General features: G+C 69.6%; 14 protein-coding genes and 2 pseudogenes. 7 read left to right on the plus strand and 9 right to left on the minus strand.

What is annotated here, in order from left to right; genetic code table 11:
* Positions 1 to 412: 412 nt before the first annotated feature.
* Entirely contained in the window at positions 413 to 865 is a 453-nt protein-coding gene (locus PV341_RS19025) for a GNAT family N-acetyltransferase (protein ID WP_500358474.1), read from the minus strand.
* Between the two features lie 40 nt (positions 866 to 905).
* Complete coding sequence (locus PV341_RS19030) at positions 906 to 2,300, minus strand: MFS transporter (protein ID WP_500358475.1); 1,395 nt, start codon at positions 2,298 to 2,300, stop codon at positions 906 to 908.
* Between the two features lie 104 nt (positions 2,301 to 2,404).
* Between PV341_RS19030 and PV341_RS19035 the strand changes: the two genes are divergently transcribed.
* On the plus strand, positions 2,405 to 3,013 hold the full coding sequence (locus PV341_RS19035) for a TetR/AcrR family transcriptional regulator (protein ID WP_500328269.1): 609 nt from the start codon (positions 2,405 to 2,407) through the stop codon (positions 3,011 to 3,013).
* Positions 3,014 to 3,169: 156 nt separating this feature from the next.
* Here the strand turns inward: PV341_RS19035 and PV341_RS19040 are convergent, their stop codons facing one another.
* A complete protein-coding gene (locus tag PV341_RS19040) occupies positions 3,170 to 3,820 on the minus strand; it encodes a GlxA family transcriptional regulator (protein ID WP_500328270.1) in 651 nt (216 codons plus the stop codon).
* Between the two features lie 49 nt (positions 3,821 to 3,869).
* On the opposite strand from PV341_RS19040, the gene PV341_RS19045 reads away from it, so the two are divergent.
* A complete protein-coding gene (locus tag PV341_RS19045) occupies positions 3,870 to 4,205 on the plus strand; it encodes a hypothetical protein (protein WP_500358477.1) in 336 nt (111 codons plus the stop codon).
* A 251-nt stretch (positions 4,206 to 4,456) separates the two neighbouring features.
* Complete coding sequence (locus PV341_RS19050; protein ID WP_500358479.1) at positions 4,457 to 4,951, plus strand: allene oxide cyclase barrel-like domain-containing protein; 495 nt, start codon at positions 4,457 to 4,459, stop codon at positions 4,949 to 4,951.
* Between the two features lie 239 nt (positions 4,952 to 5,190).
* Here the strand turns inward: PV341_RS19050 and PV341_RS19055 are convergent.
* From PV341_RS19055 to PV341_RS19065, 3 genes and pseudogenes are all read right to left on the minus strand, one after another.
* Positions 5,191 to 5,373: pseudogene (locus tag PV341_RS19055) on the minus strand (DNA helicase); the annotation flags it as partial.
* Between the two features lie 679 nt (positions 5,374 to 6,052).
* Complete coding sequence (locus PV341_RS19060; protein ID WP_500328273.1) at positions 6,053 to 6,379, minus strand: hypothetical protein; 327 nt, start codon at positions 6,377 to 6,379, stop codon at positions 6,053 to 6,055.
* 217 nt (positions 6,380 to 6,596) lie between these two features.
* On the minus strand, positions 6,597 to 7,043 hold the full coding sequence (locus PV341_RS19065) for a hypothetical protein (RefSeq protein WP_500328274.1): 447 nt from the start codon (positions 7,041 to 7,043) through the stop codon (positions 6,597 to 6,599).
* Between the two features lie 887 nt (positions 7,044 to 7,930).
* Between PV341_RS19065 and PV341_RS19070 the strand changes: the two genes are divergently transcribed.
* Positions 7,931 to 10,276, plus strand: a complete 2,346-nt coding sequence (locus tag PV341_RS19070) for a bifunctional polysaccharide deacetylase/glycosyltransferase family 2 protein (RefSeq protein WP_500328276.1) — start codon at positions 7,931 to 7,933, stop codon at positions 10,274 to 10,276.
* 58 nt (positions 10,277 to 10,334) lie between these two features.
* Here the strand turns inward: PV341_RS19070 and PV341_RS19075 are convergent, their stop codons facing one another.
* On the minus strand, positions 10,335 to 10,997 hold the full coding sequence (locus PV341_RS19075; RefSeq protein WP_500358481.1) for a response regulator: 663 nt from the start codon (positions 10,995 to 10,997) through the stop codon (positions 10,335 to 10,337).
* Positions 10,994 to 12,121, minus strand: a complete 1,128-nt coding sequence (locus tag PV341_RS19080; RefSeq protein ID WP_500358482.1) for a sensor histidine kinase — start codon at positions 12,119 to 12,121, stop codon at positions 10,994 to 10,996. Before PV341_RS19080 ends, PV341_RS19075 begins: the two co-directional genes overlap by 4 nt.
* A 227-nt stretch (positions 12,122 to 12,348) precedes the next feature.
* Here PV341_RS19080 and PV341_RS19085 point away from each other — a divergent pair, with 227 nt between their 5' ends.
* A complete protein-coding gene (locus tag PV341_RS19085; RefSeq protein WP_500328281.1) occupies positions 12,349 to 12,708 on the plus strand; it encodes a DUF6223 family protein in 360 nt (119 codons plus the stop codon).
* Between the two features lie 6 nt (positions 12,709 to 12,714).
* A pseudogene (locus PV341_RS19090) lies at positions 12,715 to 12,942 on the plus strand (helix-turn-helix domain-containing protein); the annotation flags it as partial.
* A gap of 993 nt (positions 12,943 to 13,935) precedes the next feature.
* Here PV341_RS19090 and PV341_RS19095 read toward each other — a convergent pair.
* Positions 13,936 to 14,097: a hypothetical protein gene (locus PV341_RS19095; RefSeq protein WP_500328282.1), complete on the minus strand. Its 162-nt coding sequence runs from the start codon at positions 14,095 to 14,097 to the stop codon at positions 13,936 to 13,938.
* Positions 14,098 to 14,596: 499 nt separating this feature from the next.
* On the opposite strand from PV341_RS19095, the gene PV341_RS19100 reads away from it, so the two are divergent.
* Positions 14,597 to 14,795: hypothetical protein (locus PV341_RS19100; RefSeq protein ID WP_500358484.1), on the plus strand; the 199-nt coding region annotated here is incomplete at its 3' end.

Here is a 14,795-nt window from a genome sequence, read left to right on the forward strand (position 1 = left end):
TCACGTCTGCACCGACGACCAACGGAGGAGTGTCGGCCACCGGTCAGGCGGCCGAGGCTCGTTCGCCACCGCTGGCATCGGTGATGGTGAGCACACGGCGTCGGTGAGACGCGCGCCCACGACGTAGCGCGTATCGGCTTTGCTGATCGGTCGTACGAAACGTTGTGGGGCCCGGGACATTCGGGCCCCACAACGCATCCGCACCGGTGACCACCGCGTGCGCCGGCGAGATTGCTCAGGTCGGGCGAAGATCAGCGCGAGCAGGGTCAGGCCGACGACGACGATCTGCATGGCGATGAAGCACCCAGCCGGGAGCGATGCCCGCGTAGGTCGGAGAACGCGCGGCCGATGGTGACCGCGGGGTTCGCGAAGGAAGTGGAGGCTCTCGGCGACGTGCCTTGCACCTGCGCGGCTACGGTTTCGGCTGTGCTCTTCTGGGCGCAGCGGCATTGCCCATCACCCGGTACATGCCGATGGAGTCGTGCGTGGTGGTGGCGGCGAAGCCGAACTTTTCGTAGAGGTGGCGGGTGGGGCCGTCCGCGATCAGCGAGACGTAGGCGGTGGCGGGGGCCCGGCGATCCAGTTCGTCGGTGAGAGCGGCCATGATGCGCCTGCCGAGGCCACGTCCTTGGTGTTCGGGGTGAACGCAGACATCGACGATCTGGAACGCGGTGCCGCCGTCACCGATGATGCGGCCCATGCCGATGGGCTGCTCCTCGTGGTGGACGAGTACGCCGTACCAGGTGTTGGGCAGGGCAAGCTCAACCGCCTCTGGGGCTTTGTCCGAGAGGCCGGCCTCGGTGCGCAGCCGGCGGAAGACCTCGACGGAGGGCACACCCGGGCTCAGCTCGTAAGGGTCGTACACGCTGGTCTCCTTTCTGGTGCGGGCGGGTGTCGGCTTTGGCCTACTGGTTCTTGGCTGGGATCAGCCACAGGGCGATGACGGCGGAGGCTGCGGCCATGCCGGTGGCGGCGAGGAACGCGTTGTCGAAGCCGGAGGCGGCTTGCACGCCGGTGCGGACGGCGATGCTCGTGGCGGCGGCGGTGGAGGCGGCCGCGGCTCCGACCGAGGCGCCGAACTCGTGGAAGGTGCTGACGATGCCTGACGTGACCCCGGCCTCGTGGGGTGCGACGCTGGCGAGCGCGGTGGAGGAGGCGACGACGAACAGCGCACCCAGACCGGCCGCGGCCACGCTCACCCCGGTGACCATCGCGGTGGTCCCGGACCAGAGCACCGGTACGAGGAACCCGGCCGCCGCCACGGCCAGGGCGGCCACAGCCAGCAGTCGTGCTCCCATCCGGCCGATCAGGGTGCCGGCGACGGTGGCGGCGGCCATGGTCAGCAGTGCCACCGGCAGGAACAGCACGCCGGTCATCAGGGCGCCGTGGCCTTGGCGGTCCTGGAGGTAGAAGGAGCCGAGGAAGAAGACCCCCACCATCAGCGCGGTGGCGACGGCGATCACGAAGGTGCCCGCCACGACCGGGCGCCGGCCGAGCAGGCGCAGGTCCATCAGCGGTGCGCCTGCCCGGCGTTGCCAGGTGGCGAAGGCGGCGTAGGCGGCTGCTGCGGCGGCGATGAGGAGGACGGTGGCGGCGTTGACCCAGCCGTGGTCGCCGGCACGAATGAGGGCGTAGATGAGGGCGCCGGTCGCGGCGGCCACCAGGGCGGCGCCGGGTATGTCGAGCGGGCCGGTGGCCGCGCGGGGCAGGTGGGGCAGGAGCCGGGCGAGCAAGACGAAGACGATCAGGCCGACGGGGACGTTGACGAAGAAGACCCAGGCCCAGCCAGGGCCTGCGGTGATCAGTCCGCCCATCAGCACGCCGAGGGCGGCTCCCCCGCCACCGAGTGCCGACCAGATGCCCAGCGCGCGGTTGCGTTCGTCGCCGGCGAACAGCCGTACCACCACGGACAGAGCGGCAGGCGACAGCATCGCGGCGCCCGCCCCCTGGGCGATCCGGGCGGTGAGCAGCAGCGGGGCGCCAGTGGCGAGTCCGGCGGCCAGGGATGCGGCGGTGAAGATGGCAAGGCCGGCCAGGACGACCCGCTTGGGGCCGAACAGGTCGGCGGCCCGTCCGCCGAGCAGCATCAGGCTGCCGAAGGTGAGGGCGTATCCGCTGACCACCCAGGTCAGCGCCGTGCGGTCCAGGCCGAGTTCGGCGCCCATGTGTGGAAGTGCGATCGCGACGACGGTGATGTCGAGGATCAGCATCAACTGGGCCAGGCCCAGCAGGCCCAGGGCCGGCCAGCGCATCGGGTGCGGCGTCTGCGGTGCGTTGGTGGTGGTTTCCGTGTCTCTCATGACGCTCAACCCCTCATCACTAAGCCGTACAGCGATGTTCAGGTTATACACGTGAGGGGTCCAAACCAAACAGGGTTGTTTGAGTTCTGGGGTACGGTGGGCGCATGAGCAGCAAGAGCACCACCAAGCGCGCCGACGCTCTGCGCAGCATCGAGGCGATCGTGCAGGCCGCGGCCGAATGCCTCGGGCGAAACCCGGACGCGAGCCTGAGCGAGATCGCGCGGGCCGCGGGTGTGGGCCGGGTGACGCTGTACGCGCACTTCGCCTCCCGGGCGGAGGTCGTCGATGCGGCGATGAGCCGCGCCCTCGACCGGGGCAACGAGGTGCTGGACGCGGTCGACCTGACCGGTGATCCGCTGCTCGCCCTGGAGCGCTACATCGAGGCCGGCTGGCACCTGGTGGACCAGGCCCAGGCGCTGCTCGCCGCCGCCCAGCGGGAGCTTCCCGCGGGACGTATCCGGGAGTTGCACGCCGGGCCCGCCGCCCGGGTCGAGGCGCTGGTTGCCCGCGGACGGGCCGAGGGGGCCTTCCGTACGGACCTGCCCATCGCATGGCTGGTCAATGTCCTGCAGGCGGTCATGCACAGCGCGACGGAAGAGATCCGCGCCGGCCGTCTGAACCCCGACCGTGCGGCCGGCCACATCACGGCCACGGTGCTCGCCGCCTTCACACCGCCGGGCACCCGGGTACCCGAGCCCGGCGGCGGGGCGTGACACCGGCGGCCCTCCGCGAAAACTCGCCGGCAGTTCCAGAATCGGCCCCAGATGGCAGCGTGTACGCATCTGGACGGCGTCCCGGACGGCTTCCGTCCCCGCACCGCTTCTCATCCAGTTGTCCCCAACCAGCACCCACGGAAGCCGCCCCCTCGGTCAGCGGCCGCCGGTGGATGTCCGGCGATCGCGCTCGTAGCCCCCGTCGATCGTCGGGTCCGAGGTGACGGTGCCGCCGAGCTGGTCGGTCCAGTTCCGGATCCACCCGGCGGGCGGGCCGGCGGGCCGGCGGCGGAGAGGAGCTGTGAACGATGAGGTGACTCCGTATCGGCTGGTGAAAGCCTGGCGCAGCGTCTCGGTGGAACCGAACCCGCACCGCGTGGCCACGCCTGCCAGCGGAAGCACGGTGGACGAGAGCAGGTGAGCGGCCGCCTCGGTGCGGGCCTTGCGTACGAACCGGGCCGGCGACTGCTCGAGGTGTTCCACGAACAACCGGGTGAGGTGGCGCGTGGTCACACCTGCGCGGGCCGCCAAGGCGGTCACCTTCAGGTCGTGGTCCGGATGGCTCGTTATGTGCTCGACGAGCTGTCGGACCACGTCGTCCCTGGGCGGCGGGGAGGCGGTGAACAGGCTCATCTGTGCCTGGTTTCCCGGCCGCTGCAGGTAGGTGACCAGGTCGCGCGCCACTCGGCGAGCCAGCTCGGCACCGTGATCCTCCTCGATAAAGGCAAGCGTGAGATCCAGGGCACTGGTGATGCCCGCCGCCGTATAGACGTTCCGGTCGCGGATGTAGATGGGGTCGGAATCCACGGTGATCTTCGGGTGTCGTGCGGCAAGCTGGGATGCGAACCGCCAGTGCGTGGTGGCGCGGCTCCCGGCTCTGGAGTTCCTGGCGTGGCTCCTCGTCGTCATGCCGGTCTGCTACCTGATCTTCGGTGCGCTGCGCGGGGAGCTCCGCACGGCAGGCGCGCTGGTGCTCCAGACGGCAGGGCTGCTCGGCTTCGGTGCCCTGGCCATGGTGGCGCTGGCAATGGATCACGGCCTCGGCTGGTACGTCCTGGCAACCGGCTGGCTCGGGCACGCCGCCTGGGATCTGCTCCACCACCGCACCAAGGCGGTTGTCCCCCGGGCGTGGGCGGAGTGGTGCTTCGTCGTCGACCTGCTCATCGCCGCCGCGATGATCTTCATTCCGTAGCCGTACGGCCCTGGACCGCGACACCCTCGACCCCGTACCTGGTGCGCACCGAGATCCTCGACGGACGACATACCGTACTACAGACGGGTATGTCAGGATCCGACGCGAATCGGGCCCCGCGTCCGATCGGGTCGTCTTTCTGCTCAGCCCATGCGCGCCTGATGTATCGGGCTTCCGATTGAGCCATGAATGAAGCGATAAGTGGGATTAATTGCCGCTTGTCACTCCATCGAGCTCGAAGGAGACGCACGATGCGTCGTTTCACGGCAATGGCGCCGGTCGCGGCCACGGCGCTCGCCGCGGTCCTCGCCTACGGACCGCTCGCGCAGGCCACCTCCCCGGACCGCGACCCCGGCCCACATGGTGACGGCGAGAAGGTCATCAAATTGGACGACTCCGTGAGGGAATTCGCCGCCATCGACTTGGGTGGCCCGGGCATGAGCCTCGGTGACGAGGCCATCGGCTTTTCGGACTTCTTCCAGAACGGTCGCAAGGTGGGCACAGGCGGCTTCGTCTGCACCGTCGTCAGCCTCCAGAAGAGTCTGCGGCAGTGCGAATCCACCCTCCGCCTGGCCCAGGGTGACATCACCCTGCAAGGCTTCGCCCCTTTCATCGTCAGCTTCCCGACCAGGTTCACGCTCGCGATCACCGGCGGTACCGGCGCCTACCGCGACGCCCGTGGCTATATGGACGGCGTCAACATCGACTCCTCACATGCCAGGCTGACCGTCCACCTCACCAGGTGACCTCCGGGCACCACTCACTACGGCCCGGGGTGCGGCGGAACCGGAACGCAGGGGCGGCTGCCGCATGACGCTCCGCGTCCGGAAAACCGGGAGCGGAGGCGAGACCCGCCCGCGCGGGAGCGCGCCGCCGTCTCCGTATGCGACAAGTCGAAGGGCCCGGGTCACCGAGGTGACCCGGGCCCTTCGTCACTGGTTCGGGTTGAGCTGCGGGAACAGTCCGTACAGGACGCTCGGTTGCCTTCGGTGGGGATGGTGTCGGTGCCCTGCAGGCGGATCGGGGCGCCGGCGATCGCCAGCCATCGGTTGGCCTCCACCGCCAACTGCGGGCCGAAGCGAAGGGACTGGATCAGGGACCGGGCGGTGCCGTTGAAGCCGGTCATGACGTCCTTGGCACCGCGCCAGCCGTAGATCGCCTGCGCGGAGTGAAGCGGATCGCAGCGTCCTGGGCGATCGACCGGTTGAACGCGATGGGACAGGCCGCGCCGTGGGGTGCTGGTGGCGAGCTGGGTGAGGGCGGTGGTCTTGCCAGCGCCGGCGCCGCCTGGATGACGAGGTGGCCTCCGGCTCTCCAGGCCCTGCGCGCCAAGCAGCACGGCGGCATGGCCTCGGCTCAACTCCTCATCGATGAAGTCGAAGTGATCGAGGGGAGCTGGTCGCCGCCTCACAGGAAGGCCGGGCACCGGACACGGCCTGAGGTGATGGGTCTGGCAGCAGATGAGGGCAGCGGCGGTTCCCGCGGCGATCGCCGCGGCCGGAAGCACGACAGCGGACCTGGTCACCCAGCTCGGTCAGCCGATCGGCGCCTGACCGATCCGTCTATCCCTCCCAGCCCCGCGCGACCTCCGACTGAGGAACCTTGTTGTCCTCACGCTCGCAACGATTCTCGTCACGCGCTCCAGAAGGAAAGGCCCAGGCCGGAGGATGGCTTCCCGGCCTGGGCCTTGTGCCGTCCAGAGCAATACAGCCGTCCATATCCGTCCGCAGCGTCCTCGTCGTCCTTCGCTGTCAGCCGGTTACGGCGCTTGGGGCTGCTCGGCCTTCCCGTTCACCGCGCCTGGCGGTGCGGTGAACGGACCAGCCTGCCCTGGCGAGCACTCGCCATCAGGCCACGCAACGGGCGAAGACCTGCACAGTGCCTGAGTTCTTCGACTCGTTCTGGAATGTGATCTGCCACTGTGTGGCGCTCATCGCACGGTTGTCCGTCACGTCGATGCTGGCGGAGGACACCTTCCAGCCACCGCTGATGGCATTGGTGCCCGCAGGGCAGGTGACAGTGACGGTCTTGCTTTGGTTGGCCGCAATCGACCCGACCGGACTGTTCACGGTGTCGGGGGACGAGGCGGTCACTTCCACAGCCAGCGCAGGGGACGCCAGGCCAAGAGCCAGCGCGGGGGCGGCGACCAGAGCGAGGATCTTGGTGCGGGTCATGGTTCGACCTCCTTGAGTGGCTCGCGCATTCGCAACGAATCGAACGCACGACCACCAGACTGAGCGGGGCGGAAGGGAACCGCCATTCGATACCCCCATAAGAGTGACGAAATGCCTACCATTGTTTATTGATCATGGTCGATTGCGAGAAGCGACCGCCGACTGAGCGCTGATGCAAGGCTTTTGCCTGGCTTCTTTGGCCGGTCCAGCCTGGCGCTCACTCGAACAGTGCCTGACTCAGGACGGCGCGCATGCGTCGCTGCCCGATGGCGGTCCCGATTTCGGGCCCTGTCGGGTCACCGCGCAGGCCTCCGCAGAGGACTATGGTCCGGGTGCTTTGCAGCACGTCCCACATCCGGTCGGTCATCCGCACTGCACCGACGTCGAGGATCTGGGTCGCGTGCCCCAGACCACCGAAGCGGAAGATGCCCTTCCAGGACCGGGATGCGGTGTGGAAGATGGCGAACCAGTCCGAGCGGGCTTCGGGCGGTTGCGGGTGGTGCCGTACCGGCCAGACGTTGGCGGTCTCCAGATGGCGCGGGCCCGCGGTGTCGAACGCGCGTTGAGCACGATCACGACGATCCTGTCTGTGCTCTGTCCAGGGCCACTGCTGTGGGCACGGTGGGGTGCCGACGTACGGTGAAGCCGCCGTCGTTCTCTCCACAGCCCCGCTCGCAACCGTGTCACTGCGGCAAGGGCGGTGGCAACTCCCCGGAGTTCCCGGGGGGATCGTCATTCAGCGGTAGCGCGACTTTTGTGGCCGTTGGGGGTATTAGGGCTCTGCGCCCAGACGATGCACCAGCGTCCAGGTGGCGCCGTAGCAGGCGTCGGGCGTTACAGCAGACGGGAGATGGTCCGGGGAGGCTGTACGACCCGCAACTCGGCAACGCAGAGACCCTCTCCTTTCGGGTATGACTTTCCGGAAATAATAGGACGGTCGCTGTGCGGTCGGCCTAGCTGTATCCTCCGCGTTCGTGCAGACCAGCCCCCGTTCCGATGCGGCGTCCCGAACCCGGGCGCGTCACGGCGCGCCCCGCGAGACCGCCGCCGCGCGACCTGTCTTCGTCGACCCCTCCGGTCGGCGGCAACGGCGGGTGCGCCGAGTCGGCTGGCTGCTGGCTGTGCCCGCCGGCGCGTACGTCGCCCTGCTGCTGAGCGCCGCACTCGGGGGTCCGACGGTCTCCGCGCCGTATCTTCCGCTCCCCGAATCCGACCACCGCCCGGGTGTCTCGGAACCCGGCGTCTCCGGGCCCGGCCGGGGGTCACCAGCCCCGCGGAGCAGCCAGGGCAGCGCGCGACCCAGCCGTGCGGGGACCAGCACGACCGCAGCCGATGCCCGTCCGGCGCCCACCGCCACGGCGACCGCGGTGGCCGTCACCACGCGTCCGGCCGCCGCTGCGCCCAGCGTCAAGCCCTCCGCCGCGACGACGCCACCGGCTGCCCAGGCGACTCACGGCAAGAGCACGGCCACTCACCCCGCCCCGGCCCACAGCACTGGTGGCGGCCGCCCCTGACCCGGGCAGCTGATCCGCCGTCGAAGAGAGTCCCCCGATGTCGCACGCCCACACCCGCGCCGCCACCTCCCGTTCTCGCAGGCGGGGTGACCGTCGGGGAGTCGCACGCAACACGCCCCTGCGCACCCACTGGCTGCTGCTGACGGTGCTCGTCCTGACGCTCAGCGCGGCCCTGCTCATCCAGGGCTACACGCAGCACATGTTCGGAATCAGCGATGACTCCGCATCGGCCGGTGGCCCTTCCGACCACGTGCCCGCCGTCGTCACCCACGGCGGTCCGGTGATCGACAGCGCGGCAACCCCAGCCCGCACCGCCCGGCCCCGGCCGCACACCATCGCCCTCACCTTCGACGACGGCCCTGACCCGACGTGGACGCCGAGGATCCTGGACGTGTTGCGACGCCACCACGTCCACGCCACCTTCTTCGTCGTCGGCACCCAGGCCGCCGCGCACCCGGACGTGGTCCGACGCATCCTCTCCGAGGGGCATCAGCTCGGCGTCCACACCTTCACGCACGCCGATCTCGCAGGCATCCCCCGCTGGCAGCGCTCGCTCGAGCTGCGTGAGGCCCAGCTGATGCTGGCCGGAGCCACCGGAAACTCCAGCTCGCTCCTGCGCCCGCCGTATTCCTCCACCAACGAAGCCCTGCACAACCAGGATTGGGAGGCGATCCGGGCGGCCGGAGCGGACGGCTACCTGACCGTACTGAGCACGCTCGACAGCCAGGACTGGCAGCGACCGGGGGCGGACCGGATCGTGTCCAACTCCCTGCCTCACGGGACCGCCGGCCAGATCCTGCTCATGCACGACGGCGGCGGCGACCGAGCCCAGACCGTCGCCGCCCTCGACCGGCTGTTGCCGAAGCTCGCTGCCCGCGGTTTCACCGTGACGACCGTCGGTGCGGCCGTGAACGTCCCGACGGCCGTCAAGCCGGTCGCGGCCAAGGACCACTGGCTGGGCCTCGGACTCATCGCGGCACTCGACGGCAGTGCGTGGGCGCTGCGCATTCTCGGCTGGCTGCTGTACGCGGCCGGAGCGCTCGCGCTGTTGCGCGCCGGTGCGGTGCTGTTCGCCGCCCGGCGTCACGTCCGCCGGCGCGGCACCGCGTGGGGGCACCCGGTCACCGCGCCCGTCAGCGTGATCGTGCCCGCCTACAACGAGAGCGCAGGCATCGAGGCCGCGGTCCGCTCGCTGCTCGCCTCCGACCACCCCGTCGAGGTCATCGTGGTGGACGACGGCTCCACGGACGGCACGGCCGACCTCGTGGAAGCGCTGCGTCTCCCCTACGTCCGCGTCGTCCGCCAGGCGAATGCCGGCAAACCCGCAGCCCTGAACACCGGGATCGCCGCCGCCTCGCACGACCTGCTCGTCATGGTCGACGGCGACACGGTCTTCGAGCCCGATGCGGTCCGCATGCTGGTGCAACCCCTCGCCGACCCGCGGGTGGGCGCCGTCTCCGGCAACGCCAAGGTCATCAACCGCGGGGGGCTGCTGGGCCGTTGGCAGCACATCGAGTACGTCGTCGGCTTCAACCTCGACCGTCGGCTGTTCGATCTCGCCGAGTGCATGCCCACCGTCCCCGGCGCCGTCGGTGCGTTCCGGCGTGAAGCACTGCTCCGGGTCGGCGGCGTCAGTGACGCCACGCTCGCCGAGGACACCGACCTGACCATGGCACTGTGCCGGGACGGCTGGCGGGTGGTCTATGAGGAGAACGCGATCGCCTGGACCGAGGCGCCCGCATCCCTCGGGGCGCTGTGGCGGCAGCGTTACCGCTGGTGCTACGGAACATTGCAGGCGATGTGGAAGCACCGGGGGGCCCTCGTCCAGTCCGGCGCGGCAGGCAAACTGGGCCGACGCGGCCTGGTGTACCTGCTGCTCTTCCAGGTCCTGCTACCGCTGCTGGCACCGGTCGTCGACATCTTCGCCGTATACGGGCTGATCTTCCTCGACCCGTTCCGCATCCTCGGACTGTGGCTGGCGTTCCTGGCCCTACAGGCCGCGATGGGCTTCTACGCCTTCCGCCTCGATGGCGAAAGCTCCCGTCCGCTGTGGAGCCTGCCCCTGCAGCAGTTCGTCTACCGCCAACTGATGTACCTCGTGGTCATCCAATCGGTCGTGACCGCGACCGCGGGATCGCGGCTGCGCTGGCAGCGCATGGAGCGCTACGGCAGTCTCTCGGTACCCGTCCACACGCCGACACCGGAGCCTGGACCGGCACAGACGGTCTCCACCGCCACCAGCTTGGCCGACTCCTGGATCCGCGAGGCCCGCTCCCCCGGAGGCACGGCCGACGTTCCGTACCTGCACAACGGGCAGACACCGGCGGGAAGCCAGAGCTACGAGCACGGCGGACCGCCCTGGGACACCCGTCCCGGCTGGTAACCCGTCTGGTGGTTCGGCCCGTTAGCGTTTGGCCGCCGCCCGGATGCTCTCCTCCACGTCAGGAGTTGCGCGGAGCAATGAGGCCGGATTCGTAGGCCACTACCACGAGTTGGGCGCGGTCGCGGGCGTGGAGCTTGGTCATGGCCCGGTTGATGTGGGTCTTTGCCGTCAGCGGGCTGATCACCATTCGGTCGGCGATCTGATCGTTGGACAGCCCTTGCGCGACCAGGACGACGGCCTCGCGTTCGCGGCCGGTCAATTCTGCCAAGCCGGTGTCGGCGACGGCGGGGATCGGCTGGGTAACGTATCGGTTGATCAGCTTGCGGGTGATGGACGGCGCGAGCAGCGCGTCACCGCGGGCGGCGACGCGCACAGCGTGCACGAAGTCGTCCGGCACGATGTCCTTCACGAGGAATCCGGCGGCGCCGGCACGCAGCGCGTCCAGGATGTACTCGTCCATCCCGTAGTTGGTGAGGATGACCACGTGCACCTGAGCCAGGGCCGGGTCCGTGGCGATGCGCCGGGTGGCCTCGATGCCGTCGACGACCGGCATCTGGATATCAATCAGCACGACGTCGGGCAGGTGCTGCTTGGTCAGTGCCAGGCCTTCCGCGCCGTCGGCGGCCTCGGCCACCACCTCGATGTCGTCTTCGAGGTCGAGGAGTGCGCGGAATCCGCTGCGAATGAGCGGCTGGTCGTCGACCAGCAGGACACGGATCATGAGGTGTGGTCCAGGGGGAGTTCGGCTTGGACTGTGAAGCCGCGCTCGCTGCGCGGCTGCGCGAGGAGCCGGCCGCCGAGGGCGGTGACGCGTTCACGCATGCCGAGCAGACCCAGGCCGTGCTTCGGTACTGTGTCCGGCGTGGCCTTGCCGTCGTCATCGACCTGGATGGCGAGTGAGTCGGCCCGGTAGTCGATGCGGACCGACGCGGTCGCGGCGGAGGCGTGCCGGGCGATGTTGGTCAGCGCCTCCTGAACGATCCGGTAGGCGGTCCGGCCCACCGCGGCCGGCAGGTCGGTCCGCCGTCCCTCGATCGTCAGCGTCGTCTCAAGGCCCGCCCTGTTTGCCTGCTCCACCAGCTCCGGGATGTGGTCGAGCCCGCGGGGCGGGGTGGTGTCGTCATCGCGCAGCGCCTCCAAGGTGGCGCGCAGTTCCCGGGTCGCCTCACGTCCGGCTTCCTGGATGGCCAGCAGGGCCTCGGATACCTGTTCACCTCGCCTGCGGGCGACGTGAACGGCGACTTCCGCCTGCACCTTGATGATCGAGATCTGGTGGGTGAGCGAATCATGCAGCTCCCGCGCGATGTGCAGGCGCTCCTCATCCGCACGGCGCCGCGCGGTCTCCTCCCGGGTGCGCTCGGCTTCGTCCGCCCGTCGCTCGGCCTGCCGCAGCGCCTCCCCCGCGGCGAACGCGGCGATCAACCAGGCAACCTCGAGGACGTGGCGGGCCTGTGCCAACGCCTCGCCCGCAGGCCCATCATGGAAGACCAGGGCAGTCAGCTGAAGAGCGACCAGCATGGTCACGGACGCCGCCACCGTGACGGCGCGGTGCCCGGCCCGCACCGCGCCGTACACCGCGACCAGGTACGGGACGGAGAGCGCGTCAAAGCCTGCCGCCTGATACCCCACCGCACACAGCCCGGTAATGACCAGGACGGTCAGCGGAGCGCGGCGACGCGCGGCCAGCGCGAGGCCGCCGGCCGGCAGCAGCGCGTAGCCGATCACGTCGGGGTTCGTGCCGGGGTGCGCCTTGGGCAGCCCGGTGCTCAGCAGCAGGGCCGCCACACCGAGAGCGATCGCCCAGTCTCCGACACCGGCCGGGACGCCGAACCGTCCTTTGGTCATGCGCGCACCTTAACCGGGTGTCGCTGCGGGCAAGTCCCGCTCGTGGACGAGCGGGACGCTACCGCGCCTGCAGTATCCGCACGGTTTTCTGCCACATCCGCAGCAGGCGTCTGCGGCTTCGGCGGCATCGCAAAGTAACTGCGCATGCGGGACGACCGGCGGTGCGGTCGGCAGACATGCTCAAGGCACAGCGACACCTTGACATTGCCGTGCAGAAGGGGAGAGACATGAGCGCATCAGACGTCTTGATGGCGGCTGCCGAGGGCGGAGTCATCGGCGATGGGCGGACGGGGGCCAACCTGGCCCTCGGGGTGGGGCTGGTCGGCGTGGCCATCGGCTGGCTGGCCCTCTCCCGTGCCGCCGCACGGATCAGCCCCGGCAACGCGCGCACCGGCGCCATGTCCGCCATGGCGACGGGGCTGGCCGGCACGATCCTGGCAGTGCTGCACCTGGCCACTTCCAGCGGCGGTCCCGGCACCGGCAACGGCCTCGTCGGAGCCATCGCGGCCATCCCATTGGGACTGATCGCCATCCTCCTCGGCCGCCGGGCGCTGATCCGCTCCCGCCGCACCGTACCGACCGGCTGACCACAGCGTGTACTGCTGGTGGCCGCGTACTGGCGGACCAACCTCACTCCGCGCCAGCTGGCCCCGCTGTTCGGCGTCTCCAAGTCCGCCGCCGACCGGATCATCGATCACACCGGCCCGTTGCTCGCCCTCAAGCAGCGACAGCGATTCCGCAAGGGCACGGTCCTCATCGTGGACGGCACCCTGGTGCCCACGCGCGACCACAGCATCGCTGAGCAGTCCCAGAACTACAGAAAGTATTCGCCTCTTGATCAGTCGCGATAGATGCGCCCAAGCATTGCCGCGATCCAGACGTCGGCGCCGGGCCGGACCGCGGGGAGGACGCCGTCGACGGCGAAGCCGAAGGAAGCCTGCGCGTCCGTCCTGCGGGACCACGGGAGGCGCCCGCGGATACTGACCCGGACTGGACGCACCGGCTACGAGTCGTTCAAGCTCGCGTGACAGCGTGGGCAGGGCGTCACGTCGGGCATACGGAACGCAATCTCAACCTCACGCGGGGTGAGCCAGTCGCCGGCTGCGTCCGGGCAGTCACCGCGGTGGACCACACCACGGAGCGTCCCGCCCCTGGGTACGTGCTGGAGGCGAAAGCCGACTGCAAAGGAGCCCTCGCGTTCTGCTGGCGTAGGCGCGGAGGGCTCACCTGACTCTTCGGTCTCGCGGATCTTGGCGTCGACCGCGTCAATCTGTAGCTGCAGGTAGAGGCGGATCACGTGCAAGGCATCCAGATCAGGAGGCAGGTCACCCACATGACAAATCTAACGGCGGTCAGTGGGTTGAGCGAGCGGAGCCGGAGGGGCACCCCTTCAGTGACAGCCACTCGGCGACGAAGTGCCCCGGCCGAATCGCCCAACTGTGGGGCGACCCCGCCGTGGACAGGGCGGTGAACGCCGACGAGGTCGCGCGGAGCACCCGCCCGGTCCTCACCACGTAACCGGACGGGCTGCTGGGCCCCAGGATCCGTGGCCGCGTCTTCGGCATGGCCGAATACCTGATGCCCTTCGCCCCCAGACCAACAGCTACGTCCAGAGTTTCGCTCTGGCGCGGCCTGTGGGAGATCAGCCAGGACGCGATCGCCCCCTTCGGATTCCATGAACTGGTCGAGCCCCCCAAGGACACCGGCGGCATCCGCAATCGAATGCGGGGAACTGAGCCTGAGATATCCGCGTTCCGCAGCGGGCCACCGCCGGACGATTCCGCGGTGGCCCGCCGCCCGTGTGCGAGGTGTCCTCAGTAGGGCGCCATCACCAGATCACCGATCACCCGCAGCCCGGCCTGCGCTGCGAGCCACGGCGCGCGCCCGGCCTCGATCTGCTTGACGTGCACGAAAACCGTGTGATCCGTCGCGGGCTCCTCCAGTTCGAGGTCGCGCGCATTGACGCACAGCGTCACGAACGCACCCCTGGTGCCTCCGATCCTCAGGCCGATCTCCGGGGCCCCGGGCCACCCATTGAAGTCCCACCGCACCGAGGCCGGGCTACCGCCCACCGCCGTGAGGAACGGCCCGACCGACTCTGGTGGCATGGCCCAGCCCCGCACCCAGATGGGCAGGTACTCCGACGGGTCGTTCCCCTTCGGCGACGAACCGGATCCGCCGCCCTCCGCCCCCCATTCGGGATCCGGCAGCAGGTCCCGAGCCGGATGCCGGTTCTGCCCTGCATCCGGTCACTGGGCCGCCTGCTGCGCCGCTTGGTAGGCGTCCCACAGCGGCTGCACGACCGTGCACTGGCGGGCAGCTCCATCCCGGCACGTGGGGCATGAGGTGGCATGGTCCAGCCATGCCCGGTACGCCGCCTGGACCGCCTGGTTCACCTGCGCCACACGCGCCCGAACCACAGCACCGGGCCCCGAGCCGGTCTCCAACCAGCGCTCCGTGAACCCGGACTCCCCCATGACCAAGAACTCCTCAACCTCGCCGGATCCCGCATCCGGCCCGCCCCAACAGCAGACCCCCAATGTATCCACACGCCGCACGGCACAACTCAAACTGCCGCATCATCTGGACAACTCCACCGACTTGGACACACAACTGGCCGGAACCTTGCGGCCCACAGCACTCGCAGCAACAGGGAAACCAACCCGCCCCTCCC

The organism is Streptomyces sp. PA03-1a (genome assembly GCF_033792805.1).
Taxonomy (GTDB): Bacteria; Actinomycetota; Actinomycetes; order Streptomycetales; family Streptomycetaceae; genus Actinacidiphila.

What these genes read in the sequence shown, in the direction of transcription:
- PV341_RS19030 (WP_500358475.1), bottom strand. Translation starts at nt 2,300, where the DNA reads ATGAGAGACACGGAAACCACCACCAACGCACCGCAGACGCCGCACCCG.
- PV341_RS19085 (WP_500328281.1), top strand. Translation starts at nt 12,349, where the DNA reads ATGAGCGCATCAGACGTCTTGATGGCGGCTGCCGAGGGCGGAGTCATC.
- PV341_RS19080 (WP_500358482.1), bottom strand. Translation starts at nt 12,121, where the DNA reads ATGACCAAAGGACGGTTCGGCGTCCCGGCCGGTGTCGGAGACTGGGCG.
- PV341_RS19050 (WP_500358479.1), top strand. Translation starts at nt 4,457, where the DNA reads ATGCGTCGTTTCACGGCAATGGCGCCGGTCGCGGCCACGGCGCTCGCC.
- PV341_RS19035 (WP_500328269.1), top strand. Translation starts at nt 2,405, where the DNA reads ATGAGCAGCAAGAGCACCACCAAGCGCGCCGACGCTCTGCGCAGCATC.
- PV341_RS19060 (WP_500328273.1), bottom strand. Translation starts at nt 6,379, where the DNA reads ATGACCCGCACCAAGATCCTCGCTCTGGTCGCCGCCCCCGCGCTGGCT.
- PV341_RS19070 (WP_500328276.1), top strand. Translation starts at nt 7,931, where the DNA reads ATGTCGCACGCCCACACCCGCGCCGCCACCTCCCGTTCTCGCAGGCGG.
- PV341_RS19075 (WP_500358481.1), bottom strand. Translation starts at nt 10,997, where the DNA reads ATGATCCGTGTCCTGCTGGTCGACGACCAGCCGCTCATTCGCAGCGGA.